This window comes from Nonomuraea sp. NPDC005650, assembly GCF_040605375.1.
Lineage (GTDB): Bacteria > Actinomycetota > Actinomycetes > Streptosporangiales > Streptosporangiaceae > Nonomuraea.
This window is the reverse complement of sequence record NZ_JBEXCR010000010.1, coordinates 145,917-168,564: the sequence shown is the minus strand read 5'-3', so window position 1 is coordinate 168,564 and position 22,648 is coordinate 145,917. Positions and strand designations below refer to the sequence as shown.

At 71.2% G+C, this 22,648-nt stretch carries 18 protein-coding genes; 7 read left to right on the top strand and 11 right to left on the bottom strand.

What is annotated here, in order from left to right; translation table 11 throughout:
• Positions 1 to 10 precede the first annotated feature (10 nt).
• From ABZS69_RS19235 to ABZS69_RS19220, 4 genes are all read right to left on the bottom strand, one after another.
• Positions 11 to 1,456, bottom strand: a complete 1,446-nt coding sequence (locus ABZS69_RS19235; RefSeq protein WP_355373806.1) for an OmpA family protein — start codon at positions 1,454 to 1,456, stop codon at positions 11 to 13.
• A 75-nt stretch (positions 1,457 to 1,531) separates the two neighbouring features.
• Positions 1,532 to 2,698: an acyl-CoA dehydrogenase family protein gene (locus ABZS69_RS19230; protein ID WP_355373803.1), complete on the bottom strand. Its 1,167-nt coding sequence runs from the start codon at positions 2,696 to 2,698 to the stop codon at positions 1,532 to 1,534.
• Between the two features lie 105 nt (positions 2,699 to 2,803).
• Entirely contained in the window at positions 2,804 to 4,135 is a 1,332-nt protein-coding gene (locus ABZS69_RS19225) for a HAMP domain-containing sensor histidine kinase (RefSeq protein WP_355374187.1), read from the bottom strand.
• A gap of 159 nt (positions 4,136 to 4,294) precedes the next feature.
• Positions 4,295 to 5,227, bottom strand: coding sequence for a LysR family transcriptional regulator (locus tag ABZS69_RS19220; RefSeq protein ID WP_355373801.1), 933 nt, complete (start codon positions 5,225 to 5,227; stop codon positions 4,295 to 4,297).
• Between the two features lie 221 nt (positions 5,228 to 5,448).
• Between ABZS69_RS19220 and ABZS69_RS19215 the strand changes: the two genes are divergently transcribed.
• The 3 genes from ABZS69_RS19215 to ABZS69_RS19205 are packed head-to-tail and all read left to right on the top strand — an operon-like array spanning position 5,449 to position 7,800.
• Entirely contained in the window at positions 5,449 to 6,156 is a 708-nt protein-coding gene (locus ABZS69_RS19215; protein ID WP_355373799.1) for an SDR family oxidoreductase, read from the top strand.
• A gap of 52 nt (positions 6,157 to 6,208) precedes the next feature.
• Positions 6,209 to 7,426: a YbfB/YjiJ family MFS transporter gene (locus ABZS69_RS19210; protein ID WP_355373796.1), complete on the top strand. Its 1,218-nt coding sequence runs from the start codon at positions 6,209 to 6,211 to the stop codon at positions 7,424 to 7,426.
• Positions 7,423 to 7,800 (top strand): SgcJ/EcaC family oxidoreductase, encoded by a 378-nt coding sequence (locus tag ABZS69_RS19205; RefSeq protein ID WP_355373794.1) that lies wholly within the window; start codon positions 7,423 to 7,425, stop codon positions 7,798 to 7,800. The genes ABZS69_RS19210 and ABZS69_RS19205 overlap by 4 nt, the downstream gene beginning before the upstream one ends.
• Before the next feature lie 25 nt (positions 7,801 to 7,825).
• Here ABZS69_RS19205 and ABZS69_RS19200 read toward each other — a convergent pair whose 3' ends face one another.
• Positions 7,826 to 8,707, bottom strand: a complete 882-nt coding sequence (locus ABZS69_RS19200; RefSeq protein WP_355373791.1) for an RNA polymerase sigma-70 factor — start codon at positions 8,705 to 8,707, stop codon at positions 7,826 to 7,828.
• Positions 8,708 to 8,946: 239 nt separating this feature from the next.
• Here ABZS69_RS19200 and ABZS69_RS19195 point away from each other — a divergent pair, with 239 nt between their 5' ends.
• The 4 genes from ABZS69_RS19195 to ABZS69_RS19180 all read left to right on the top strand — a co-directional run bounded on the left by ABZS69_RS19195 (position 8,947) and on the right by ABZS69_RS19180 (position 15,832).
• On the top strand, positions 8,947 to 12,912 hold the full coding sequence (locus tag ABZS69_RS19195; RefSeq protein WP_355373789.1) for a metallophosphoesterase: 3,966 nt from the start codon (positions 8,947 to 8,949) through the stop codon (positions 12,910 to 12,912).
• A gap of 69 nt (positions 12,913 to 12,981) precedes the next feature.
• Positions 12,982 to 14,115 (top strand): HupE/UreJ family protein, encoded by a 1,134-nt coding sequence (locus tag ABZS69_RS19190; RefSeq protein ID WP_355373786.1) that lies wholly within the window; start codon positions 12,982 to 12,984, stop codon positions 14,113 to 14,115.
• Positions 14,116 to 14,218: 103 nt separating this feature from the next.
• The gene (locus ABZS69_RS19185) at positions 14,219 to 14,566 is read left to right on the top strand and encodes a DUF1330 domain-containing protein (RefSeq protein WP_355373784.1); all 348 of its coding nucleotides are present in this window, start codon (positions 14,219 to 14,221) and stop codon (positions 14,564 to 14,566) included.
• A 75-nt stretch (positions 14,567 to 14,641) separates the two neighbouring features.
• Positions 14,642 to 15,832, top strand: a complete 1,191-nt coding sequence (locus tag ABZS69_RS19180; protein WP_355373781.1) for an esterase-like activity of phytase family protein — start codon at positions 14,642 to 14,644, stop codon at positions 15,830 to 15,832.
• Positions 15,833 to 15,870: 38 nt separating this feature from the next.
• On the opposite strand, the gene ABZS69_RS19175 is transcribed toward ABZS69_RS19180, so the two are convergent.
• The 6 genes from ABZS69_RS19175 to ABZS69_RS19150 all read right to left on the bottom strand — a co-directional run bounded on the left by ABZS69_RS19175 (position 15,871) and on the right by ABZS69_RS19150 (position 22,629).
• Positions 15,871 to 17,127 (bottom strand): ROK family transcriptional regulator, encoded by a 1,257-nt coding sequence (locus ABZS69_RS19175; RefSeq protein ID WP_355373778.1) that lies wholly within the window; start codon positions 17,125 to 17,127, stop codon positions 15,871 to 15,873.
• Positions 17,124 to 18,092, bottom strand: coding sequence for a PmoA family protein (locus ABZS69_RS19170; RefSeq protein WP_355373775.1), 969 nt, complete (start codon positions 18,090 to 18,092; stop codon positions 17,124 to 17,126). The genes ABZS69_RS19175 and ABZS69_RS19170 overlap by 4 nt, the downstream gene beginning before the upstream one ends.
• Positions 18,093 to 18,148: 56 nt before the next feature.
• A complete protein-coding gene (locus ABZS69_RS19165; RefSeq protein ID WP_355373773.1) occupies positions 18,149 to 19,522 on the bottom strand; it encodes a Gfo/Idh/MocA family oxidoreductase in 1,374 nt (457 codons plus the stop codon).
• A 26-nt stretch (positions 19,523 to 19,548) separates the two neighbouring features.
• Entirely contained in the window at positions 19,549 to 20,319 is a 771-nt protein-coding gene (locus tag ABZS69_RS19160; protein ID WP_355374184.1) for a carbohydrate ABC transporter permease, read from the bottom strand.
• A gap of 82 nt (positions 20,320 to 20,401) precedes the next feature.
• On the bottom strand, positions 20,402 to 21,358 hold the full coding sequence (locus ABZS69_RS19155; protein ID WP_355373770.1) for a sugar ABC transporter permease: 957 nt from the start codon (positions 21,356 to 21,358) through the stop codon (positions 20,402 to 20,404).
• Complete coding sequence (locus tag ABZS69_RS19150; RefSeq protein ID WP_355373767.1) at positions 21,355 to 22,629, bottom strand: extracellular solute-binding protein; 1,275 nt, start codon at positions 22,627 to 22,629, stop codon at positions 21,355 to 21,357. Before ABZS69_RS19150 ends, ABZS69_RS19155 begins: the two co-directional genes overlap by 4 nt.
• Positions 22,630 to 22,648: the final 19 nt, after the last annotated feature.

The window sequence follows — 22,648 nt, the reverse complement described above, 5'->3', positions numbered from 1 at the left end:
CCGTCGCGGGTCAGCTTGCCGTCACTTCGGCCGGGAGTGCCTCGTCGTATCCGCCGACCTGGACCTTCACCGACTTGACGCTCGCGTTCGGCGCCGGGAAGAGCCCCCACAGCGTCACCTCCGCGCCCGCGGGCACCGTGTCGAGCTTGCCCGGCGCGAAGGAGGAGCTCATCGTCCCGACGAAGTCGAAGTACGTGGGCGCGGCGAAGCCGCACAGGTCCTGACGGCCGTTCTGAGCCGCGATCGACAGCTGGCCCGAGGTGAGCTCCTTCGGCGTGAAGTGGTTCTCGTACTCGAGGGACGCGGCCTGCGAGCCGGAGTTGGTGACCTTGACGCTCGCCAGCAGGTAGCCGGACAGCCGCCGTACGCTCTCCACCCGTAGCTGGAGCCCCGCGTCGGTCAGGTCGCTGCCCGTCTCCGGGGTCGGCACGGCGGTTTCGCTGTCGATCTGCACCTCGACCCGCCGGTTCTGCGCCCGCCCGTCCGGATCGTCGCTGCCGTCGGGCTTGGTGTTGGGCGCCACGGGCTCGCCCTCGCCGTGCCCCTTCGTCCGGTAGGCGAAGCCGTCGCCGAGAGAGGGACGCAGCACCTGGCTGACGGCCGCGGCACGCTCCTGCGACAGCGTCTGGTTGTCGGTGGTGCCCCCGATCGCGTCGGTGTGCCCGTCCACGGTCACCGATCCGGCCGAGGCGGAGACCCGGCCGCGCAGCGCCTCGATGGCGGACTTGGCCGACGGCGACAGCTTCGAGCTGCCGAACTCGAACAGCACATCGCTGGGCAGCCGGAACGCTTCGCGCGTGCCGCCCGTCGTCTTGCAGACCAGCGGACCGACCTGGAGCTCGTTGCGCGGGCCGCGCAGCGCGGGGTCGTCGGCCGGTTCGGCGTCCGTGATCGGCACGGTCACCGGAAGCAGGCCGTTGAGCACGACGAGCATCTCGGTGGCCTCCTTGGGCGGCGCCGCGAAGACCGCCGTCACCGGGGCCGACCGTCCCGGCTCGATGTCGACGTCCTCACTGATCCGCCCGTCCGGGCCCGAGCTGCCGATCAGGCCGTACGCGGTGCCGCGGGGCAGGTCCACCAGCGCGGTCAGCTGCTCGCGGCTGTCGAGGCCGAGCGTGCCGAGCGAGATCTCGTCGTCCGTGCCGTTGTAGAGCTCGAACTGCAGCGCCAGCTCGTTCTCGCCGGACCTGACCAGACGCAGGTTCCGGCCCTCGACCGGCAGGGCGGTCGAGGTGGGCCCGGCGACCACGCCCTTGGTCCGCGAGGGCGTGTCCTCCGGCGAGGGCGAGTCCTCCTGCGTCGGGGAGGGGTCCTCGGGCTGGTCCTGTGCCGGGGCGTCCGGAGCCTTCACCGAGGCCGAGGGCTGAGCCGGCCGCCCCAGCGGTCCGCAGGCGGAAAGGGCGAGCACGAGCGCCGTCCCGCAGGCCACGCTCCTGGTCATGTCAGTCATTGGCATGACGTACAGCCTGGGAGCACGGCGTTCCACGGACATTTCACCGGAGTCTCACCGCGGAGCGGCCTGCGCGCGGGCTCACGGCTCCAGGCCGAACAGCGCCCACGACTCACCCGCGGCCAGGCCGGCCAGTTCGCGGCCGCACTCCCTGAGCAGCTGCGGGCCAGAGGTGATGTGCGCGGTGCCGGTGTGGACGTCCCTGAACAGCCGCTGGATCAGCCCGTCACGCACCGCCGAGGTGCCGCCCGAGGTGTAGACGAAGCGGGAGACCTCGGCGATCGTGGACGTGATGTGGTTGAGCGCGAGCCGCACCATCGTCTCCTGGCGCACGTCGAGCGTCCGGCCCGAGTCCAGGGTGCGTTCGGCGTCGTCCCAGGTCTCGCGCACCAGGGCCGTCGCGGCACGAAACTTCGCCTCGGCACGGGCGAAGTCGGTGTGGAAGGTGTCGCTGTCGGCGATCTGCCCGGTACGCCCGGCCCGTGCCACGGCGTAGCGGCTCAGCTCGTCCAGCAGCCGGCGGCCGACGCCCATCGCCCAGGCGGAGTGGCAGATCAGCGCCTGGTCGACCAGGCCGAGCCGGTAGAGGGCGCCGCCGCGCAGGGGCTCGTTCGTGTCGAAGACGTGCGACTGCGACTCCGGCACGAAGACGTCGTCCATCGAGTAGTCGATGCTGCCGGTCGCGCGCAGGCCCAGGACGTCCCAGTTGCCGAGCATCTTGACGTCCTCGATCGGGGTGATGAAGATCCGGACCTCGTCGGTGCCCTCGATGGCGCCCAGGCTGTGGACGTACTGGGCGTGCAGCATGGAGGAGGCGAAGCTCCACTGCCCGGTCAGGCGGAAGCCCCCGTCCTCGGGTACGGCGACGCCCGGACGGGTGCCCTGGCCGGCGAAGAGCGGCATCCGCGGGCCCGCGAAGATGCGCGCGACGGCGTCGTCTCCCAGGTAGGCGCCGGCCGTGCCGTTCTCCAGGGTGGTGGCCATGACCACCCAGCCCGTCGAGGGGTCGGCGTAGGAGAGCTCGCTGAGGACGGCCAGCAGCTCCGCGGGGGACAGCTCGGCGCCGCCGAGCGGCGCTGGCACCCATATACCGAAAAGTCCTGCCTCGTGTAGGGCGTCCACGACGGGGGTGGTGAGCCTGCCCTGTTCCTCGGCCTGGTCCGCGTCACGCTCGATCAGCGGGCGCAGTTCGCGGGCGCGCTCCAGCAGGGTGTTGCCGGCGGTGTGCAGTCGCGGCGTGTCACTCATGTCCAGGTGCTCCTGTTCGTGATCGTCGGCGCTCTAACTCCGTCAGATCACGTCGGCGGCACGTTGTCCAGAGCCGTCAGCGGTCCGGTCGGCCAGGCGGGACCCCTACTTCGGCCTCGGCTGAGCCGGTCCGTCCACTCCGATCGGGAGGCGTACGACGAAGCGGGCGCCGCGCTCGGAGTCCTCGATCGTGAGCGTGCCGCGGTGGGCCCGCGCGATCTCGCGGGCGATGGGCAGGCCGAGCCCGGTGCCGCCGGCGTCGCGGCTGCGCGCGGCGTCCAGGCGGGTGAAGCGCTGGAAGACCGTCTCGCGCTGCTCGGGCGTGATGCCCGCGCCGTCGTCGAGCACCTCCAGCACGGCCTCCTCGCCCTGCCGCCGTACGGTGACGACGATCTGCGAATCGGCGTGCCGCTCGGCGTTGTCCAGCAGGTTCGTCATGAGGCGGGCCAGTTGGAGCCGGTCGCCCGTGACGGCCACGCCCGGCTCCAGCGTGGTGACGACGTTCTTCGACCGCGGCCGGTCCGTCTCAATGGTGACCAGCTCGCCCAGCTCCACCCGCTCCCGGGGGCTCGGCGCGCCCGCGTCCAGCCTGGTCAGCGTGAGCAGGTCGGCGACGATGGCCTGGAGCCGGTCCAGGCTGGCCAGCAGCGCCCCTCCCGTCGCATGCCAGTCGGCGTCCCCGGGGTTGAGCAGCGCGTCCTCGACCTGGGTGCGCATCGCCGTGATCGGGCTGCGCAGGTCGTGCGAGGCGTCGCCGGCGAACCTGCGCTGCTGCTCCACCGCCTCCTCCTGCTTCTTCATCGCGGTTTCCAGCCGCTCCAGCATCTGGTTGCCGGTCTCGGCGAGCGCCCTGATCTCGTCGTCCACGTTTTCCGCCACGGGGAGGCGCATCCCGCCCCCGCCCGCGGTGATCTCGGCCAGCCTCTTCGTGATGTTGTGAACGGGCGCGAGTGTCCTGGCCACCACGCGTGACACCCCGAACCAGGTCAGCGCGACCAGCAGCGCGGCCACGCCGACCTGGAAGAGGATCACTTGCGGGCTGACGTACCAGGGCACGGCCCGGCCGAAGGCGTAGACGACCCACGCGCCGTCCGGCTGGTAGGCGTGCAGGGCGATCGCCAGCTCGCACCGGCCGGGGAACGCGCGCAGGTCGCAGAGCTCGGCGACGTCGTTGGCCGTGTTCCGGTGGGGGATCGCCGTCGTCAGGCGGGGCAGGCCGGCCAGGTTCGGCGTCGAGGAGACCACGCGCCCCGCCGCGTCGATCACCTGGATGCCGTCGAGCCCGTCGGCGGGCACGGTCGGGGGCAGCTGGTTCCGCTTGACCATGAGCAGCACGCGCAGGGCCTGGCTGGACACGTCGTACGCCCGGATGTCGGCGGCCTCGCTCCGGACGCCGAACAGCACGAACGCGCCGACGACGACGTTCAGCAGCAACATGGCCAAGCTGGCGAGCATTGCCAGCCGCAACCGCAGCGACCGGCATAGCCGTCTGATCACTCCACACCCCGGTAGTCAGAACATCACATGGAGTGCGTTCACCCCTAATTCAGGGAGATTCCCCCACAAATCCGATAAGTCGGACTTGTCGGCCGCGCGTCATCCGGTGGCGCGGAACGGATCGCAGGCCGGCAGCCAGACCGCGTCGTCGGTCAGACCGAGCCCGCCGACGTCACGGGTCAGCGCCTCGACGGTGGCCCGTACGGCCTCGCGGGTCTCGTCGCGCCGGAACACCAGGGCCCAGGTCCAGTACGGCGCGGGGTCGATCACCGGGCGCCGGAGGAGGTCCGGCGGCACCGGGACGGTCTGGCCCTTCGGCGAGTTGACGACGGGGCGGCGCAGCCGTCGTACGTGGTCGAAGAAGGCCGGGCCCGTGATGCCGCCGTCGTCGATGCGCACGACGCGGGCCCCGGTGTCGCGGGCGAACTCCTCGGCATAACGATTCCACGAGTCCCACGTGGCGGTGTCGGCGTCCACCAGCACCACCGTGTCCTTCGCCGGAACCGCGGACGGGCCGGCCCCGGCGGCGGACACGGTGGAGATCGCGAAGAGCCGGTCGGCGCCGATCAGCCGGGCCTCCAGGGCGTGGGCGGCCAGATCGTCGGCCCGCACCCAGCAGATGGCCAGGTCGATGCTGCCGTCGGCGACCCGCCCCGCCTGGGTGTGTGACGGCATGACCCACGCGTCGACGTGCAGCTGCGCGACGCCGGACACCCGGGTGGCCAGGTCGGGCGGGAGCCAGTTGACGTAGCCGAGCCGGACCGGCTCGGTGGCGGCCAGCCCGGCCGCGGAGCGGCGCAGCTCGTCGGCCTGGCCGAGCAGCGCCCGGGCCTGGGGGAGCAGCGCCTGTCCCGAGGGGGTGAGCGCGACCGAGCGGCGGTCCCGGTCGAACAGGCGCACGCCCAGGTCCCGCTCCAGCGCCTTGATCTGCTGGGAGAGCGACGGGCCCGCGATGCGCAGCCGGGCCGCGGCGCGGCCGAAGTGCAGCTCCTCGGCCACCGCGACGAAATATCGCAGCTGGCGTAGCTCCATTCGCCCAGGGTAGTGCGCTGATAGGCCCGGCCTAACAGCAGAGAGTGAACCGGTCGTGGCGGGACGGCGCCCATCGGGCGCAAGCTTGAGCCATGACCGCGCGGCGCCGGTCGCCGGACCGGCCGCGCTGAGTGAGGCCCGTGCCGCCGAATCCCGTGTCGAATCCCACGTTGAGGGCTTGGACCACGCACGGCCTCGATCGCCAGGAAAAGAGAGAACCAATGAGCACGCACAAAGTCGCCGTGATCACCGGCGCGTCCCAGGGCATCGGCGCCGGGCTGGTGACCGCCTACCGCAAGCTCGGCTACGCGGTCGTCGCGACCTCCCGGTCGATCGCGCCCTCCGACGACGCCATGGTGCGGACCATCGCCGGTGACATCTCCGCCCCGGCAGCCGGCGGGCGCGTCATCGAGCTGGCGATGGACGCGTTCGGCCGGGTCGACACGCTGGTCAACAACGCCGGCGTCTTCGTGTCCAAGCCGTTCACCGAGTACACCGACGAGGACTACGACCTGGTGACGGGCGTCAACCTGCGCGGGTTCTTCGAGATCTCGCAGCGCGCCGTCGAGATCATGCTCACCCAGGGCGGCGGGCACGTGGTCAACATCACGACCACCCTGGCCGAACAGGCCGACAGCCGCGTGCCGGCCGCGCTGGCGGCGCTGACCAAGGGCGGCCTCAACTCGGTCACCAGGTCGCTGGCCATCGAGTACGCCTCCCGGGGGATCCGGGTCAACGCGGTCGCGCCCGGCATCATCCGCACGCCGATGCACCCGGCGGAGTCGTACGACGTCCTCGCCGGACTGCACCCCGTCGGCCGGATGGGCGAGATCGGCGACATCATCGACGCGATCGTCTATCTGGAGACCGCCCCGTTCGTCACCGGCGAGATCCTGCACGTCGACGGCGGCCAGAGCGCCGGTCACTGAGAGTCCCCGCCGCCGGGGGCGCCGCTCCCGCCGGCCGAACGAAAGGCGCAGGTTGACCTCCGTACGAGAGCACGGCGGCGAGGCGACCCGGGCGGACCGGCCCTGGCTGATCGTCGGGCAGGGCGCGGCGGCGCTCGCGGCGGGCATGGGCCTCGGCCGGTTCGCCTACACCCCCATCCTGCCGATGATGCACGCGCAGGCCGGGCTGTCCCCGCAGCTGGGCGCGCAACTCGCCACCGCGAACTACGTCGGTTACCTCGTCGGCGCGGTCGCCGCGATCATGGCCCCCGGGCTCTTCGCCTCCCGGCGGGCGCTGCGCCCCTCGCTGGTGATCCTGATCGTGACGCTGGCCCTGATGCCGGTCACGGACCTCGGCGGCCTCTGGTTGTCGCTGCGGCTGGTCGCCGGGATCGCGAGCGCGCTGATCTTCGTCATCGCCGCCGACGCCATGCTCACCGGCCTGCGCGGCCACGCGCACCATCTCGTCGGATGGGCCTTCGGCGGCATCGGCGCGGGGATCGCCCTGTCGGGGGTCGCCGTGCTGGTCCTGCGTACCACCGGCACCTGGCAGCAGGCCTGGTGGACCACCGCCGCGCTGACGGCCGCGCTCGCGGTCCCGGCCTGGGGGCTCCGCGCCGAGCCGCCGCCGGACGCCGCGCCGGTCGCCTCCCGTCACCCGGCCGCGCACGGGCGGCGCTGGTTCGGCGCGCTGCTGGTCGGCTACACCCTCGAAGGGACCGGCTACATCATCGCCGGCACGTTCCTGGTCGCCGCGATCGACCAGAGCGCGCCCGGCTGGGCAGGCAGCGGCGCCTGGGTCCTGGTCGGGCTGGCCGCGCTGCCGTCGTCGGCCCTGTGGGCCTGGCTCAGCCAGATCTGGTCCCGGCCCGCGCTGGTGCTCGCCGCGCTCGTCGTGCAGGCCGCCGGCATCGCGCTGCCCGTCCTGGCCGGCGGGATCGTCGCCGCCCTGATCTCGGCCGTCCTGTTCGGCGCCACCTTCCTCGGCGTCGCCGCCCTCACCCTGGCCATCGGCGCGCACCTGCGGGTCTCGCGGGCGGTGGCCATCCTCACCACCGGCTACAGCGTCGGGCAGATCGTCGGCCCCGTGGTCGTGACCCCGCTCCTGCACCGGGGCTACCAGCCGGCGCTGCTCGTCGGCGCGGTCCTCGTCGTGCTGGCCGCCGCCGCGACCGGCGTGCTGCGCCACCGCTTCCCCCACCACCTCGGCCCGCTGCCCCGCCGCGTCCACCGACAGGAGACCACATCATGATCACCGCCGTGACCAGCACCGAGGCCCGCGTCCTGCGCTCCGTCCTGGACCAGTGGAAGGCCGCGGTCGACGCCCACGATCCCGAGCGCGCCGCGTCCTGCTTCACCGACGACGCGATCTTCCAGGGGCTGCACCCGTACGGGGTCGGTCCCGGCAGCGTCGCCGAGTACTACGCCGCGCAGCCGATCGGCCTGACCGCCGCGTACACGATCCGGGAGACCCGGCGGCTGGCCGACGACCTCGTCCTCGGCTATCTGAGCGTCGACTTCGGCTTCACCGACCGGCCGACCCTGGCCGTCCACCTCGGCGTCATCGTGCGGCGGACCGATGACGGCTGGCGGATCGGCCACTACCAGGTCTCCCTGCTCCCGTGATCGGCGGCCCGAGAGGAGGGCGGGATCATTCGGCGGACCTCTCCGGGACGTTGGTGAGCTTGTCGGGGTTGCTGACGGCGTAGACGTCGCGTACCTGAGAGCCGTCGGACGTCAGGTCCACGACCATGACGACGTACGGGGCGTTCTTCACGAACAGCACCGCGCAGGGGTCGCCGTTGACCTCCCGGTACTGGATGTCCAGCCCGTCGAGGGGCTGGGCGGCGCGGCTGACGAGCACGCGGGAGACGTTGTCGCGGCCGCGGATGGGGCGCGGGCCGGCGGCGTTCGACTTGCCGCCGCCGTCGGTCCACAGCGTCACGTCCGGCGCCAGCAGCTCCATCAGCCCTTCCAGATCGCCGCCGAAGGCCGCGGCGACGAACCGCTCGGTCACCTGCCGCTGGAGGCGCGCGTCCACCTGGGTGCGGGGGCGGCGGGCCTGGACGTGCTCGCGGGCGCGGTGGGCGAGCTGCCGCACGGCGGCGGGGCTGCGGTCGATCATGGCGGCGATCTCGGTGTGGGCGTAGGCGAACACCTCGTGCAGGATGAACACCGCCCGCTCCAGCGGGGTGAGCGTCTCCAGCACCACCAGCAGCGCGAGCGAGAGCGTGTCCGTCCGGACGGCCTGGTCGGCGGCGTCGGGGGAGGTGACGAGGGGCTCGGGCAGCCAGGGCCCGACGTAGGTCTCGCGGCGCCGGCGCAGGGCGGTCTGGTGGGCGAGCGCCTGGTTCACCGCGACGCGTACGAGGTAGGCGCGCGGATGGCCGATCTCGTCGGGATCCCTGGACGCCCAGGCCAGCCAGGTCTCCTGCAGCACGTCCTCGGTGTCGGCGACGCTGCCCAGCATGTTGTAGACGATGGAGAACAGCAGCTCGCGGTGGTCGGCGAACACCTGGGTGACATCGGACATCTCAGATCCCCCTATACATGTGACTGCTGCTCTTAGAGCCCCTGAGAGGGCCGCCGTGTGACATCCCAATATTCCGGTACGCGCCCATTGGTACCTATTTGTGACGGATGACCAGAATCAGGCAACAGTTTGGCGTCACTTCAGCCCCACTCTTCACAGCGTTCACTCGTGCGCTCCAATGTGTCCGCCCGAGAGCAGCCGCTTTATGGGCTGCTTATGCGCATAGGAAGGGACTGCCAATGGCAGCACGAAAGTCACTGGGCGGTTTAGGGGGCCGGGCGCGGCTCGCCCTGGCCGCCTCGATCGCGGCGGTGCTGGTGAGCAGCTTCGTCACCGCGGCGTACGCCGACCCGGGGGCGGCGGAACAGGAGCGGGGACGGCCCAGCCCGACGCCGACGGCCACGGCCACCCCGAGCCCGCCGACGCTCACCCCCGCCGGGGGCTCGTACCTGGAGGGCACGGCGAAGGTCGCGGCGGTCCCGACCGCGGCCGGTGACAGCGTCGCGAAGCTCGCCATCGACGACACCGCGCTCAACGCCACCCGTACGGTGGGCGTCTCCAAGCTCCGCTTCGACGTGGGCTCGAACTCGACGGAGGCGCAGTATCACAGCTACGTGCTCGTCAACGGCGAGTACCGCAGCGACATCGGCGACTTCGTGAACGAGCGCGCCACCATGGACATCCCGAACGAGCGCCTCGTCAAGGGAGAGAACACCGTCGAGATCGTCGTCGGCACGATCCAGTCCTCGTGCGGCACGAACTACGACGACTTCGTCCTGTCCGACGTGGGCCTCGAACTCCTCGGCGAGGTCGCGGACGGCGAGGACAACCCGTACACCCTGTCCTTCGGCGACGGCAGCTGTGGCACGAACACCACGCTGCTCAAGCGCGCCACGCTCAAGTTCTTCGTCCAGGGCGACCCGCAGGGCACCACGGGCCTGGCCGCGGACGTGGACACCACGACGCTGTCCAACGGCGAGCACACCATCACCGCCACCACCGCGGCCGGCGTGACCGTCAAGAACACGGTGACCGTGAACAACGCCCCGGCCGGGGCCCCGCGCCTGCTGCCGACGGACGGCACGCTCGTGGCGGGCACCAAGCCGGTCTTCGCGAACGTCCCGGCGAACAGCGCGGGCGGCGTCAAGTCCCTCACCGTCGACGGCGAGAAGCCCGTCACGAAGGCCACGCTCGGCAACGGCGCCGCGATGCTCAGCTTCGACGTGGGCGCGGACGGGATCGAGGACAAGTACGACAACTTCCTCCTCGTCAACGGCAAGCGCATCGACCTGGGCGGCACCTGGGCGAGCCGGCGCGTGACCATCGCGGTCCCGGCCAAGTTCCTGGTGCCCGGCGACAACACGATCAAGGTCGTCACCGGCGACGCCAAGGAGACCTGCGGCAACAACCGCGACGACTTCACGATCACGAACCTGGAGCTCGTCCTCGACGGCGCCACCATCACCGGCCAGGACATCAAGCCGTCGTACGAGATGGGCGACGGCACCTGCGGCAGCGTCCAGACCCTCCTGCGCGAGGCCGAGCTGCGCTACAAGATCGACGCTCCGGCGGTGGCCGTCATCGAGACCCTCGGCTCGGGCAACGCGACCCTCAGCTTCAACGTGGGCAGCAACTCGATCGAGGCGCGCTACCAGAACTTCCTGCTCGTCAACGGCCAGAAGGTCGTGCTCGACGGCGACTTCGTGAGCAAGCGCGTCGACTTCACGATCCCGAACGAGTTCCTGGTGCCCGGCTGGAACACGATCGACTTCGTGGCCGGCACCTTCCCGACGTCGTGCGGCAACAACCGCGACGACTTCGCGATCTCGAACATCGCGCTCACCCCGGCGCAGGGCACGGCTGCCGGCCAGATGCTGAAGACCTCGTACAGCATGGGCGACGGCAACTGCGGCGACAACGTGAGCCCGCTCACCGAGATCGACCTCGAGTTCCTGGTGGACGCCCCGGCCCGCGGCCTGCGCGCCGACCTCGACACCGCGGCCATCAAGGACGGCAAGCACAAGCTCGCCGCCGAGTCGGCCACCGGCGAGGTCGCCACCCGCACCCTGAGCACCGACAACTCGGCGCCGAAGGTCGCCAAGAGCGTCCCGGCCGACGGTGCGAAGATCACCGCCACGGTCGTGCTGGACGTCAAGCTGGAGGACGCCTCCGGCGTCGTGTCCGGGCCGGACGTCAAGCTCGACGGCCAGCCGATCGAGCTGGGCGCCCAGGTGGGCCCGGGGCTGCGCGCCGGCAAGCACACCCTGGCCGTGACCGGCGCCGACGGGCTCGGCAACACCACGGTCCGCGAGGTCGTGTTCGAGTCCGCGGGCATCCCTGACATGCCGGCCGAGCTGACCCCGGCGCGGGGGGCCACCGACGTGTCCGACCCCGTCACGCTCTCGGCGAAGGTGGCCGAGCCCGACGGCGGCCAGGTGACGGCGACGTTCAACGAGGCCAAGATCCTCACGCCGGAGCAGGCGTACCAGGGCACGGTCCAGTCTCTCCCGACGACCCTGCGGGTGCCGGGCGAGAAGCGCGTCAAGACCGACGGGCTCGAGCCCGCCGACGGCAAGACGCTGGACGCGCCCTCCGGGCAGGACCTCGTCTACCAGCGTTACGACGTCGAGGTGCAGGGTCACGTGGACTCCCCGGTCCTGCGCTGGGAGGGCGTCATCGACCCCGAGCGCCTGGCGGGGCTGCGCGTGTGGAACACCGAGTCCAAGGCGTGGGACCTGCTGACGAGCGCCCGCGGCGCGGCCGAGGGCAAGACCGTCCTGACGGCCGTCGTCGACGACTCCTACATCGACCGGAACCAGGTCCACGTCATGGTGACGGGCGAGGACCCGTTCGCCGACGACATCGACCCCGGTGACCCCAACGGCTTCGCCGACCCCTCCACCTACGACTTCTCGATCGTCCACTACACCGACACGCAGTACATCTCCGAAGGCGCGGTGGAGCAGGAGACGGCTGAGGAGCGCGCGGTGTGGGAGTCCGCCTACGCCGGCGTCGTCAACTGGATCAAGGACAACAAGGACCAGCGCAAGATCTCGTACGTCGCCCACACCGGCGACATCATCGAGAACAACATCCGCAAGCCCGCCGACGAGGCCACGCAGAAGCAGGTCGACGGCGAGATGGAGGTGTCCTCCAGGCAGCAGAAGGTGCTGGACGACGCGGGCATCCCGAACGGCGTGATCGCCGGCAACCACGACAACCAGTCCGGCACCGAGAACGGCCCGGAGGCGATCTACAACAAGTACTACGGCCCCAGCCGGTACGAGGGAGCCTCGCAGGGCTGGCAGCACGCCAAGTACGGCGGCCCGTGGAAGGAAGGCGACAACCAGAACCACTTCGACCTGTTCTCCGCCGGTGGGCTGGACTTCGTCGTGGTCGGCCTGTCGTACGGCGTGACGAGGGAGGAGGCCGAGTGGGCCGACTCCATCTTCAAGAAGTTCCCCAACCGCAACGGCATCCTGCTCTCGCACGACTACCTCGTGCCGAGCACCAACCCCGACGGCCGCGGCGCCGGCTTCGCGGCTCCCGACGGCTCGATGCTCTACAAGACCGTGGTGGAGAAGAACGCCAACGTCTTCCTCATCCTCGCCGGCCACGAGCACGGCGTGGGCACCAACGTGAAGCCGAAGGTGGGCCAGGTCGGCAACGGCGTGGTCGAGCTCCTGGCGGACTACCAGTTCTACACGGTGTCGGCCGACCGGCTCGGGCTGACCGCGATCGGCGGGTACAACCCGCAGGACCAGCTCCAGTTCGGCGCGAGCTTCTTCCGGCTGCTGCAGTTCAACGTCAAGCGGGCGGAGCTGAGCGTGGACACCTTCTCCCCGCTGCTCAACGAGTTCGGCGCCAACGAGTACGACCCGCTGCGCCGTTACAACGGGCTCGAGGACAACATGGTGCTGCCGGTCGACCTCACCTCCCGTACGACGACCTTCCAGACCGACTCGCTGGCGATCTACAAGCCGACGCGGATCATCGGTAAGAGCAAGGTCACGTCGGGCCAGGTCGCCTCGGTGACCTGGAAGCGCCTCAAGGACGACACGGCCTACGCCTGGTTCGTCACGGCGCGCTCCGCCGGCGGCGGCGTGACCGCCTCCGAGCCGAGCGTCTTCGTCACCAAGGACGAGCACGGCCGCCCCGGCCAGTGGGGACCGGACTCGCCCATGTACCACTGGTTCAACCGCTAACCCAATCCCCGCCGCCCCCGGACCCCGGTCCGGGGGCGGCCCTTCATCCCCTACCTGGAGAGACGAGACATGCGCCGCATGCGCTGGCTGTCCGCCGTCGTCCTCGCCCTGGTCCTCGGCGGTGTGCTGGCCGACCTGGCGCGTCCCGCCCCGGCGGCGGCGCACGACGCGACCACGACCGCCCACGCCGAGGTGACCGGCACGGGCCTGGGCGTCAAGGCCGTGCTCGACCTCGAGTACGACCTCCTCATGAAGTCGGCCTGGCTCTACGCCGAGGCCTACGACGCCAAGGAGCGGACCGAGCAGCTCCGCCAGCTCAAGATCAACCGCGACGCGGTGACCGACTACGTCACGCGTCGCTTCGCCGTGACGTACGCCGGCAAGCCGTGCACGCCCACCCTCGCCGGCGACGCGGACATCCGCATGCGCGGCAAGGCCGCCTTCGCCGTGCTCACCTTCGCCTACGCCTGCCAGGGCCAGAGCGGAGGAGCGCACGCGATCTCCAGCGCGCTCTTCCCCGACGCCGAGAGCTTCGTCCACAGCACGAAGACGATGGTCCGCTACGAGCTCGACGGCGAGACGGGCTCCGCCGTCCTGGAGGCCACGGCGCCGACGGTGACGGTCGGCGCGCACCGGGCGTCGAGCCAGATCTGGGAGTTCTTCCTGCTCGGCGCGGAGCACCTGCTGTTCGGCCTCGACCACATCCTCTTCCTGCTGGCCCTGGTCATCGGGGCCCGCCGCCTGCGCGACGTCGTCGTCACGGCCACCGCCTTCACCGTCGCCCACAGCATCACGTTCCTGCTGGCGGCGATGGGGGTCGTGGACGTTCCTGGAGCGATCGTCGAGCCGGTCATCGCGGTGTCGATCATCGTCGTGGCGGTCGCCAACCTCCTGGGCCGCGACGAGGACCGGCTGGGCAGGTGGCGGCTGCCGATCGTCTTCGCCTTCGGCCTGATCCACGGGCTGGGCTTCGCGGGCGCGCTGGACATCAAGGAGAGCGGGTCCTGGGGGCTGCTCCTGTCGCTCCTGAGCTTCAACCTCGGCATCGAGGCCACGCAGCTCGTGCTCATCGCCGTGCTCTTCCCGCTGCTGGCGCTGCTGCGCCGCACGTCCGCGGCCCGCTGGGCGGTGGTCGCGATCTCCGTCCCCATCGTGGCGGTCAGCCTGTACTGGTTCTTCGACCGCATCCCGCTGCCGCTCTGACGGTTCTGCCTACCTGTGAGGTAATCGACGCCATTACGCGTGCGCGAAAGGATGTCGTCCATGAGGCCGCCGGGACGGCGGCCCGCTGACGAAGGAGACAGCCATGAGCGCGTACGCCCTTGCCCACCTGCGTCCTGTGGCGGAGCCGCACGAGGAGGTGTACCAGTACATGGAGCGCATCCAGGCCACCCTGGACCCGTTCGGCGGCAGGTTCGTGGTCCACGGGGCGCCGGTGGAGGTGCGTGAGGGCGAGTGGCCCGGCGGGCTGGTGATCATCGAGTTCCCGTCGATCGAGCAGGCGCGCGAGTGGTACGACTCGCCTGCCTACCAGGCGATCCTGCGCCTGCGTGCCGACCACCTCCCCGGTGACCTGGTGCTGGTGGACGGCGTGGAGCCGGACCACGACTCGGCGGCGATGGCGGCCGCGATGCGGGCGGCGGCGAACCGGTGAGGTCCCGCCAAAGGTGAACGCGGCATGCACGTTTTGTTAGGAAACGCGTCATTTGCGACCTCTACCGTGCCGGGCATGAAACGCATCCCTCTGGCGGTAGGTGCCGCCGCGCTGGCCGTGAGCCTCGCCGCCGCGACCGGCCCCGCGTCCTACGCCACCGCCACCCCGGACGGCGCGGGCCGCGCCACGCTGACCGGGTTCGCCTCGCTCCCCGCGCAGACCTTCGTGCCCGGCAGCGAGCCGTCCGGCTCCCAGATCGGTACGGCCCCGATCAACGGGGTGACCCCGCCCTTCTCCGGCCAGCCGGTCCAGGGGTTCAGCGGCATCGTCCGGCGCGGTGACGGCACCTTCGAGGTCCTGTCCGACAACGGGTACGGCGGCAAGGCCAACAGCGCCGACTTCCTCCTGCGCGTCCACCGCATCAAGCCGGACTTCCGCGCGGGCACCGTGAACGTGCTCGGCGGCTTCAACCTGGCCGACCCCGACGGCCGGGTGTCCTGGCCGCTGACCAGGGCCGACCGCAAGCTCACCGGCGCCGACTTCGACGTGGAGTCGATCGTGCGGGCCGACGACGGCACGTACTGGATCGGCGACGAGTTCGGCCCGTTCCTGCTGCACTTCTCCGCGCGGGGCACGCTGCTCGAAGCGCCGATCGAGCTGCCGGGCGTCAAGGCGCCCGAGAACCCGACGCTGAACGGCGCCACCCCCAACCTGGCCGGCAGCAAGGGCTTCGAGGGCATGGCCCGCTCCGCGGACGGGCGGCGGCTGTATCCGCTGCTGGAGGGCACGGTCAACGGCGACCCGGCGGGCACGTTGCGGCTGAACGAGTTCGACGTCCGCAAACGCGCCTACACCGGCAAGCGGTGGACGTACCGGCTGGACAGCCCGGCCAACGCGATCGGCGACGCCATCTCGGTGGACGAGAACCGTTTCCTGATCATCGAGCGGGACAACAACCAGGGCGACGCGGCCGCGCTCAAGCGCGTCTACCTGGCCGACAAGCGCGACCGCGACCACGACGGCGCCATGGACAAGACCCTGGCCGCCGACCTGCTGAACCTGGCCAACCCCAAGGGGCTCGGCGGGTTCGGGGAGACGTTCCGCTTCCCGTTCCAGACCATCGAGGACGTCGTCATCCTGGATGACCGCACGATCGGGATCCTCAACGACAACAACTTCCCGTTCTCGTCGGGACGCACGCCGGGTCAGCCGGACAACGACGAGTTCATCACCGTCCGCCTGCCCTGGCGCCTGCACGCCCGCTGACGGGCGGGGGTCTTCCCGGTGGCCCGCCGGGAAGACCCTCAGGCTGAGGTCATGTGGTTCGGCCGGCGGGCGAGCCAGGTGGTCGGATGCCGGCGGATCTGGTCGATCGAGGTCAGGGCGGCGCCGATGACGGCGGCGTCCGGGCCCAGCAGGGCGGGCCGGAGCGTGATGGGCGCCCAGGCGGCGGTCAGGACGCGCCGGTCGATCTCCGCCCGGGCGTTCGCGGTGAGCCAGGACGCCAGCAGGGAGAAGCTGCCGCCCAGCAGCACGGTGTCGATGTCGAGGATGTTGAGCATGTCGGCCAGCGCGATGCCGAGCGCGGTGCCGGCCGCGTCGAGGGCGGCGATGGTGGCGGGGTGGCCCGCCTCGGCCCGGCCGGTGGCGGCGGCGTCGGGGGTGGTGCCGGCCGGCGGGGGCTGGTCGCCGAGGACGGCCCGCAGGCTGGCGTAGGTCTGCAGGCAGCCGCGCGAGCCGCACGGGCAGGCGTTGCCGTCGGGATAGACCGTCACGTGCCCGAGCTCGCCGCTCCAGCCGCGGGCGCCGCGCATGAGCTGCCCGTCCAGGACGATGCCGGCGCCGATGCCGAGCCCGCCGGAGACGTAGACGAAGCTGTCGAGGGTGTTGTCGCTGGCGTAGAGCTCGCCGAGTGCGGCCAGGTTGGCCTCGTTGTCGACGGTGATCGGCAGGTCGGGCGGCAGGCCGAGCGGCTGGACGGCGCCGCGCAGCAGCGCCTGGGCGTCGACGTCGCGCCAGCCGAGCTCGGGCGCGGACTGCACGATGCCCGCCTGCACGGGGCCCGGGACGGCGAGGGTGGTGGTGAGGACGGTGAGGTCCTCGGCGGCGGTGGCGTCGACGGCGGCCCTGGCCATGCGGGCCAGCTCGGCGAGCACGTCGGGAGCGCTCCAGCCGGAGTAGGCCGCGGGGGTGAAGGCCAGATGGCGGACGGTGCCGGTGAGGTCGACGACGCAGGCCGCCAGGCCGTCCGCGCGGATGTCGAGCCCGAGCCCGGCCGGCCCCTTCTCCGACAGCGTCAGGCCGACGCGGGGCCGCCCCGCGCGTCCGTTGTGCGACAGGCCCGCCTCGGTGATGAGCTGGCCGGCCAGGAGCTCCTCGGCGATGCGGGTGATGGTCGGGCGGGTCAGCCCGGTGATCGAGGCGAGCTCGGTGCGGGAGATGGGGCGCGCCGCGGCGAGGATGTGGCGGAAGACCAGCTCCAGGTTGAGCGTGCGCAGGTTTTCCTGCCGTACGGGTTCTTCGGACTGGCGGGGCCTGCTCGGCCGGATGCGCGCGGTCATGCGGCCGGCCGGGCGGCGGCGGCGAGCTCGGCGGCGGTGGCGGCGGATACGACGCCGTCGATCACCACGGTGACGACGTGGCGGTCGACGGTCTCGCCGGGCGCCAGCACGAGCGGCTCGTCCCAGGCCGGCGACGAGCAGACGCCGAGGTAGTCGCGGGCGCGGACGAACCACCTGTCCCGCGCGGTGGCCTCGTCCGCCGGGGTGAAGAGCGTCGTCCAGGGGCGGCCGTCGCGATCGCCTCCGGTGACGGCCACCCAGTCGGCGGCGTGTCCGTGGACGCTCTGGACGTCGGCGCCGTGCGGGCTGAGCACCTGCGCGGCGCCGGCGAAGGCGGGGCCGCGCCAGAAGATGCCGCCGTAGCCGGCGCCGACCCGGCCCAGCGCGGCCGGGGTGCGCCACGGCAGCGGCCCGTCGGTGGCGTTGGTGAGCCAGGTGTGGACGCTCAGCGACCAGGCGGTCTCGTCCACCGGCCGGCAGGTGATCGAGCGTTCCTCCCGCAACAGCGTCTCCTGGCGCGGGTCGGTCCATTCGAGGGTGTGCCGCAGCTCGGTGTTCGTGCGGCGCAGCCAGCGTTGATGGCGCTGCGTGCCGTGGTTGTCCAGCCAGGCCGGCCCGTGGCCGGCGACGAAGGTGCGCCCGCCCCAGAAGTTGCGCCCGTCGACGTCGGGGGCGGCCACGCTGATGCCGAACTGGTGGGGATGCGAGTCGGGCGCCGCGTCGGTGACGGTGACGCCGCCGAGCGTGCGCACCGGATGGAGGTAGGGGCGCGGGGACGCCGACAGCGGCAGGTCGGGCTCCCAGACGTACTCGGCGACGTCGTGCCCGCGCAGCCGCAGCACGGCGACTCCGCGCGGCCGGTCGGTGCGCGCGGGAGGTACGCCGGGAGCGTGCATGGTCGTGTCGCCGCCTCTCTGGGCCTCGACGGGGCCGAGGGTCTCTCCCCAGGGTTGAGCGTACGACACTTCCCGGTTCCCCCAGTTTCGAGATCGGCGGGTGTGCAGGGCGTGCCTCGGTGGTGTCACGCGGGAGGGGATGCGGAGGTCAGCGGCAGCCCGAGGTCGTCGAGGCGGACGGCCTCCCCGGTGCGCAACGACGCGTTGCCCGCGACGCCGACCAGGACGCTCGCCGCGCCGTCGAGGAACCCGGCCTGCCGGCGCAGCGGGTCGCCGGACGCGCCGCGGAACACCTCGTCGAGCAGCATCGTGTCGCCGCCCCCGTGTCCGCCGCCGCCCTCGGGGATCGGCACCGAACGGGCGGGCTCCCAGTGCCGCTGGAGGAGGAGCCGCGCGCCCCGGCGGCGCGGCTGCCCCGGCTCGCCGTCCCGGCCGCCGTCCGCGGCGCGGGCGTCCACGGCGGTGGCGGCGGCGATGGCCGCGCTGGTGGCGACGGGCTCGACGTGCGTGCGCTCGACGACGTCGAGCTCGACGCGCCCGCCGGTGCCGTTGATCGCCACGCGGTACCCCTCCCAGGGGCTGTGCGCGTGCAGCGTGTACGACATCGACGCGCCGCGGCGGTAGCCGACGACGACGTTGAGGTTGTCCTCGATCGTGATGCCGTCGGAGAACACGTCGCGGTCGCGGATGTAGCCGTCCAGATGCTCGCCGTCCCGGTAGAGCAGCCGCAGCCGGTCGTCGGCGGCGATGTCGAGCGCGAAGGGGTCGCCCGGCCCGTCGGCGTCCCTGCTGCGCTCCGGGCGCGGCCCGAGCCCCCGCCTGCGGGCGTTGTCCGAGCCGTAGAACCGCAGGCCGCCGCGGGCGTACACGGTCTCCGGCAGGTCGGCGAGCCACCAGTTGACCAGGTCGAAGTGGTGGCTCGCCTTGTGCACCAGCAGGCCGCCGGAGACGCTCTTGTCCCGGTGCCACCTGCGGAAGTAGTCGGCGCCGTGCACGGTGTCCAGGCACCATTCGAAGGTCAGGGAGGTGACCTCGCCGATGGCGCCCTCGGCGATGAGCCGGCGCACCAGGGCGTTCCTGGGCGAGTACCGGTAGTTGTGGGTGAGGATCAGGCCCGCGGTCCCGGCGGCGAGCGCGTCGCGGATCTGCCGCAGCCCGGCGACGTCCACGGTCAGCGGCTTCTCCGACACCACGTCCGCGCCCTCGCGCAGCGCCTGGCTGATGTAGCCGGCGTGGGTGGCGTCGGGCGAGGTGACCACCACCACGTCCGGCCGCTCCCGGTCGAGCAGGCGGCCGAAGTCGCCGGGCTCGTAGTGCGCGATCCGCAGGTCGGGCCGGGTCTCGCCGACGAGGCGGTCGTAGTACGACATGCGTACCTCGTTGGTGTCGCAGAACGCCACCGGGTGGCCGACGTCGGCGTACGGGCCGAGCAGCGCCCCCAGGTACATGCGGGCACGTGAACCGGTGCCGACGAAGGCGTAGCGGCGAGGTTGGGCCATGCGTTTCGATCCCCTATTTCAGGCCCCTATTTCAGGCCGGTGGTGGCGATGCCCTTGACCAGGTATTTCTGGCCTGCGATGAAGAACCCGATGACGGGCGCGAGCGACAGGAACGACATGGCGAACATCTGCCCCCACTGCGACTGCCCCTCGGAGTCGATGAACTGCCGCAGGGCCAGCGGCACGGTGTACAGCTCGGAGTCGGTCAGGTAGATCAGCGGGCCGAAGAACTCGTTCCACACCGAGATGAACGTGAAGATCGCCGTGGTGGCGAACGCCGGCATGCACAGCGGCATGATCACTTTCCAGAAGGTGCGGAACGGCCCGCAGCCGTCGATGCGGGCGGCGTCGTCGAGCTCCTTGGGCAGGGCGCGCATGAACTGCACCATCAGGAAGATGTAGAACGCGTTCGTGGCCAGGAAGTTGGGCACGAGCAGCGGGTAGTAGGTGTTGAGCCACCCCAGCTTGGCGAAGACGATGTACTGCGGCACCAGGAGCACGTGACCGGGCAGCATCATGGTGCCGAGCATCAGGGTGAAGAACAGCTTGCGGCCGGTGAACCTCAGGCGGGCGAAGCCGTACGCGGCCAGCGAGCAGGACACCAGGTTGCCGACGATGCTCAGCACGACGATCACGAACGAGTTGGCGAGGTAGACGCCGAACGGCTGCTCCAGGGCGGTCCACCCGTCCAGGTAGTTGGCCGGGTTCCACTCGGAGGGCCACAGCGACAGGTCGGTGAAGATCAACCGGTCCGGTTTGAGCGAGCTGGAGATCAGCCACGCCAGCGGGTACATCATGACCGCGCCGGCCACGCAGAGCAGCACGTGCTTGGCGTACCGGGAACGGCGGGTCCGGCCCACGCGCTCGACGAAACTTTCCTCAGTTGTCATAGAAGACCCAATACTTCGCGGCCAGGAAGTTGATCGCGGTGAACGCGGCGATGATCACCAGCAGCATCCAGGCCATGGCCGAGGCGTAGCCCATGTTGAACTGCGAGAAGCCCTGCTGGTACAGGTACAGGTTGTAGAAGAGCGTGGAGTTGGCCGGCCCGCCGCTGCCGCCGCTCATCACGAATCCCTGGGTGAAGGTCTGGAACGACGAGATCAGGGACTGGATCAGGTTGAAGAAGATGATCGGGCTCAGCAGCGGCAGCGTGATCGAGCGGAACTGCCGCCACCGCGAGGCGCCGTCGATGGCGGCGGCCTCGTAGTACATGCCCGGGATCTGCCGCAGCCCGGCCAGGAAGATCACCATGGGGGAGCCAAACGTCCAGATGTGCAGGACGATGAGCGTGGTGAGGGCGTAGTCGGGGTCGGTCGTCCAGCCGGGCCCGTCGATGCCGAACCAGCCGAGGAACGCGTTCACGATGCCGTCGAGGCCGAAGATGTAGCGCCACAGCAGGACGATCGCGACGCTCCCGCCGAGCAGGGAGGGCAGGTAGAACACCGCCCGGTAGACGGACAGGCCCCGGACGCCGCGGTTGAGCAGCATGGCCACCCCCAGCGCCGCCGCCAGCGACAGCGGCACCGACACGAACGTGTAGACGAAGGTGACCTTCAGCGACTGGTGCAGCACCGGGTCGCGGAGCATCTCCGCGAAGTTGTCCAGCCCGATCCACTTCGGCGCGTTGAGGAGGTTGTAGTCGGTGAACGCCAGATAGAGCGAGGCGAAGAACGGGATGACGGTGAAGAGCATCCCGATGAACCACGGCAGCAGGAAGAGGTATCCGGCCCGGTCCTGGGGCGGCTTGGCCGGCCGACCGCGCCGCGGCCCGGGGGACGCGTCCGCGACGGTGACCGGTCGGTCCAGGACCGGCGCGCCTTCCGACCTGCTCACCCGCCGAGCGCCTTCCTGCCCGCGTCGAGGAGCGCCGCGGCGCCCTGCTGCGGCGTCTGGCGCTTGAACTCGACCTCGGTGGCGATCGACTCCATGCTGGTGGCGATGCTGCTCGAACCCGGCGGGTAGGTGTAGGCGCGCGGCAGCTGCTCCTTCTGCAGCCCGATGAGGTAGTCGGTGGCGACCTGGTCGTCGGCCGGCAGGCTCGGCCTGACCTCGGCCGCCACCTTCGCGTTGGCGGGCACGCCGCGGGTCGTGCCGGTCGCCCTTGAGGCGTCCGGGTCGTTGATGAGGAAGTTGAGCAGCTTCAGCGTCTCGGCCGGGTGCTTCGACCGCGCGGCGACCGACCACAGGGCGGGGGTGTCGATCGACTGGCCGCGCCGCTTCTCGGTGGTCTCGCCGGGCATGCGGAGCAGCACGAGGTTGCCCCCGGCGGCGGCGTTGTAGCCCAGGAAGTTGTTGGTGGGGATGATCTGCGACGCGATCGCGCCCTTGGCCAGGTACGACTGCTGGGGCGAGCCGCCCACCTTCTCGAAGAACCCGGCCGGCGGGAACCCGCCGTCGGCCCGCATGGCCTGGAACATCTCGAACCAGGCGACGAGGGTGGCCTCGCTGACGCCGAGCTTGCCGTCGGGGGTGTAGAAGTCCTCGCCGCGCTGGCGGGTGAACACGATGAGGTTGGCCAGGGTGTACGCCTCGAACCCGGTGCCGTACACCTTCTTGCCGCTGGCCTTGCTGATCTCGCGGGCGAAGGCCGCCAGGTCCTGCCAGCTCCAGGTGTCGCCGTCCGGGATCTTCACGCCGTACTTCTCGGTCAGCGTCCTGTTGACGACGAAGCCGATGCTGTTCAGGCCGGAGGGCACGCCGAAGCTCTTGTCCCCGACGACCGCGAGCGCCCGCGCGCTCTCGCCCAGCCCGGAGAGGTCGACCGCGTCCGCGTGCTGGTTGAGGTCGAGCAGCGCGCCGCGGTCGGCGTACTCGCGCAGGCTGTCCATGCGCATCATCATCAGGTCCGGCGGGTCGCCGGCGGCGAAGCGCGTGGCCAGCTTGTCCTTGTACGGGCCGCTGTCCTGGTACTCGGTCTTCACCGTGACGCCGGGGTTCTTCTTCTTGAACACATCCAGCGCGGCCTGCGTCTTCTGTGCCCGGGAGGCGTCGCCCCACCAGACCATGTTCAGCTGGACGCCGCCGCCACCGGATCCGCCTCCGCCGAAGCCCCGGCCGCACGCCGCCAGGCCGAGACCGAGGCCGGACAGCCCGGCCAGCTTCACCAGATTCCGGCGGCTTAAC

Bases quoted from the DNA above. Each gene is read 5' to 3' on its own strand.
- ABZS69_RS19195 (WP_355373789.1), top strand. From the start codon at position 8,947: ATGGCAGCACGAAAGTCACTGGGCGGTTTAGGGGGCCGGGCGCGGCTC.
- ABZS69_RS19200 (WP_355373791.1), bottom strand. From the start codon at position 8,707: ATGTCCGATGTCACCCAGGTGTTCGCCGACCACCGCGAGCTGCTGTTC.
- ABZS69_RS19185 (WP_355373784.1), top strand. From the start codon at position 14,219: ATGAGCGCGTACGCCCTTGCCCACCTGCGTCCTGTGGCGGAGCCGCAC.
- ABZS69_RS19165 (WP_355373773.1), bottom strand. From the start codon at position 19,522: ATGGCCCAACCTCGCCGCTACGCCTTCGTCGGCACCGGTTCACGTGCC.
- ABZS69_RS19180 (WP_355373781.1), top strand. From the start codon at position 14,642: ATGAAACGCATCCCTCTGGCGGTAGGTGCCGCCGCGCTGGCCGTGAGC.
- ABZS69_RS19235 (WP_355373806.1), bottom strand. From the start codon at position 1,456: ATGCCAATGACTGACATGACCAGGAGCGTGGCCTGCGGGACGGCGCTC.
- ABZS69_RS19175 (WP_355373778.1), bottom strand. From the start codon at position 17,127: ATGACCGCGCGCATCCGGCCGAGCAGGCCCCGCCAGTCCGAAGAACCC.
- ABZS69_RS19225 (WP_355374187.1), bottom strand. From the start codon at position 4,135: ATGTTGCTGCTGAACGTCGTCGTCGGCGCGTTCGTGCTGTTCGGCGTC.
- ABZS69_RS19160 (WP_355374184.1), bottom strand. From the start codon at position 20,319: ATGATGTACCCGCTGGCGTGGCTGATCTCCAGCTCGCTCAAACCGGAC.
- ABZS69_RS19220 (WP_355373801.1), bottom strand. From the start codon at position 5,227: ATGGAGCTACGCCAGCTGCGATATTTCGTCGCGGTGGCCGAGGAGCTG.
- ABZS69_RS19190 (WP_355373786.1), top strand. From the start codon at position 12,982: ATGCGCCGCATGCGCTGGCTGTCCGCCGTCGTCCTCGCCCTGGTCCTC.
- ABZS69_RS19230 (WP_355373803.1), bottom strand. From the start codon at position 2,698: ATGAGTGACACGCCGCGACTGCACACCGCCGGCAACACCCTGCTGGAG.
- ABZS69_RS19215 (WP_355373799.1), top strand. From the start codon at position 5,449: ATGAGCACGCACAAAGTCGCCGTGATCACCGGCGCGTCCCAGGGCATC.
- ABZS69_RS19205 (WP_355373794.1), top strand. From the start codon at position 7,423: ATGATCACCGCCGTGACCAGCACCGAGGCCCGCGTCCTGCGCTCCGTC.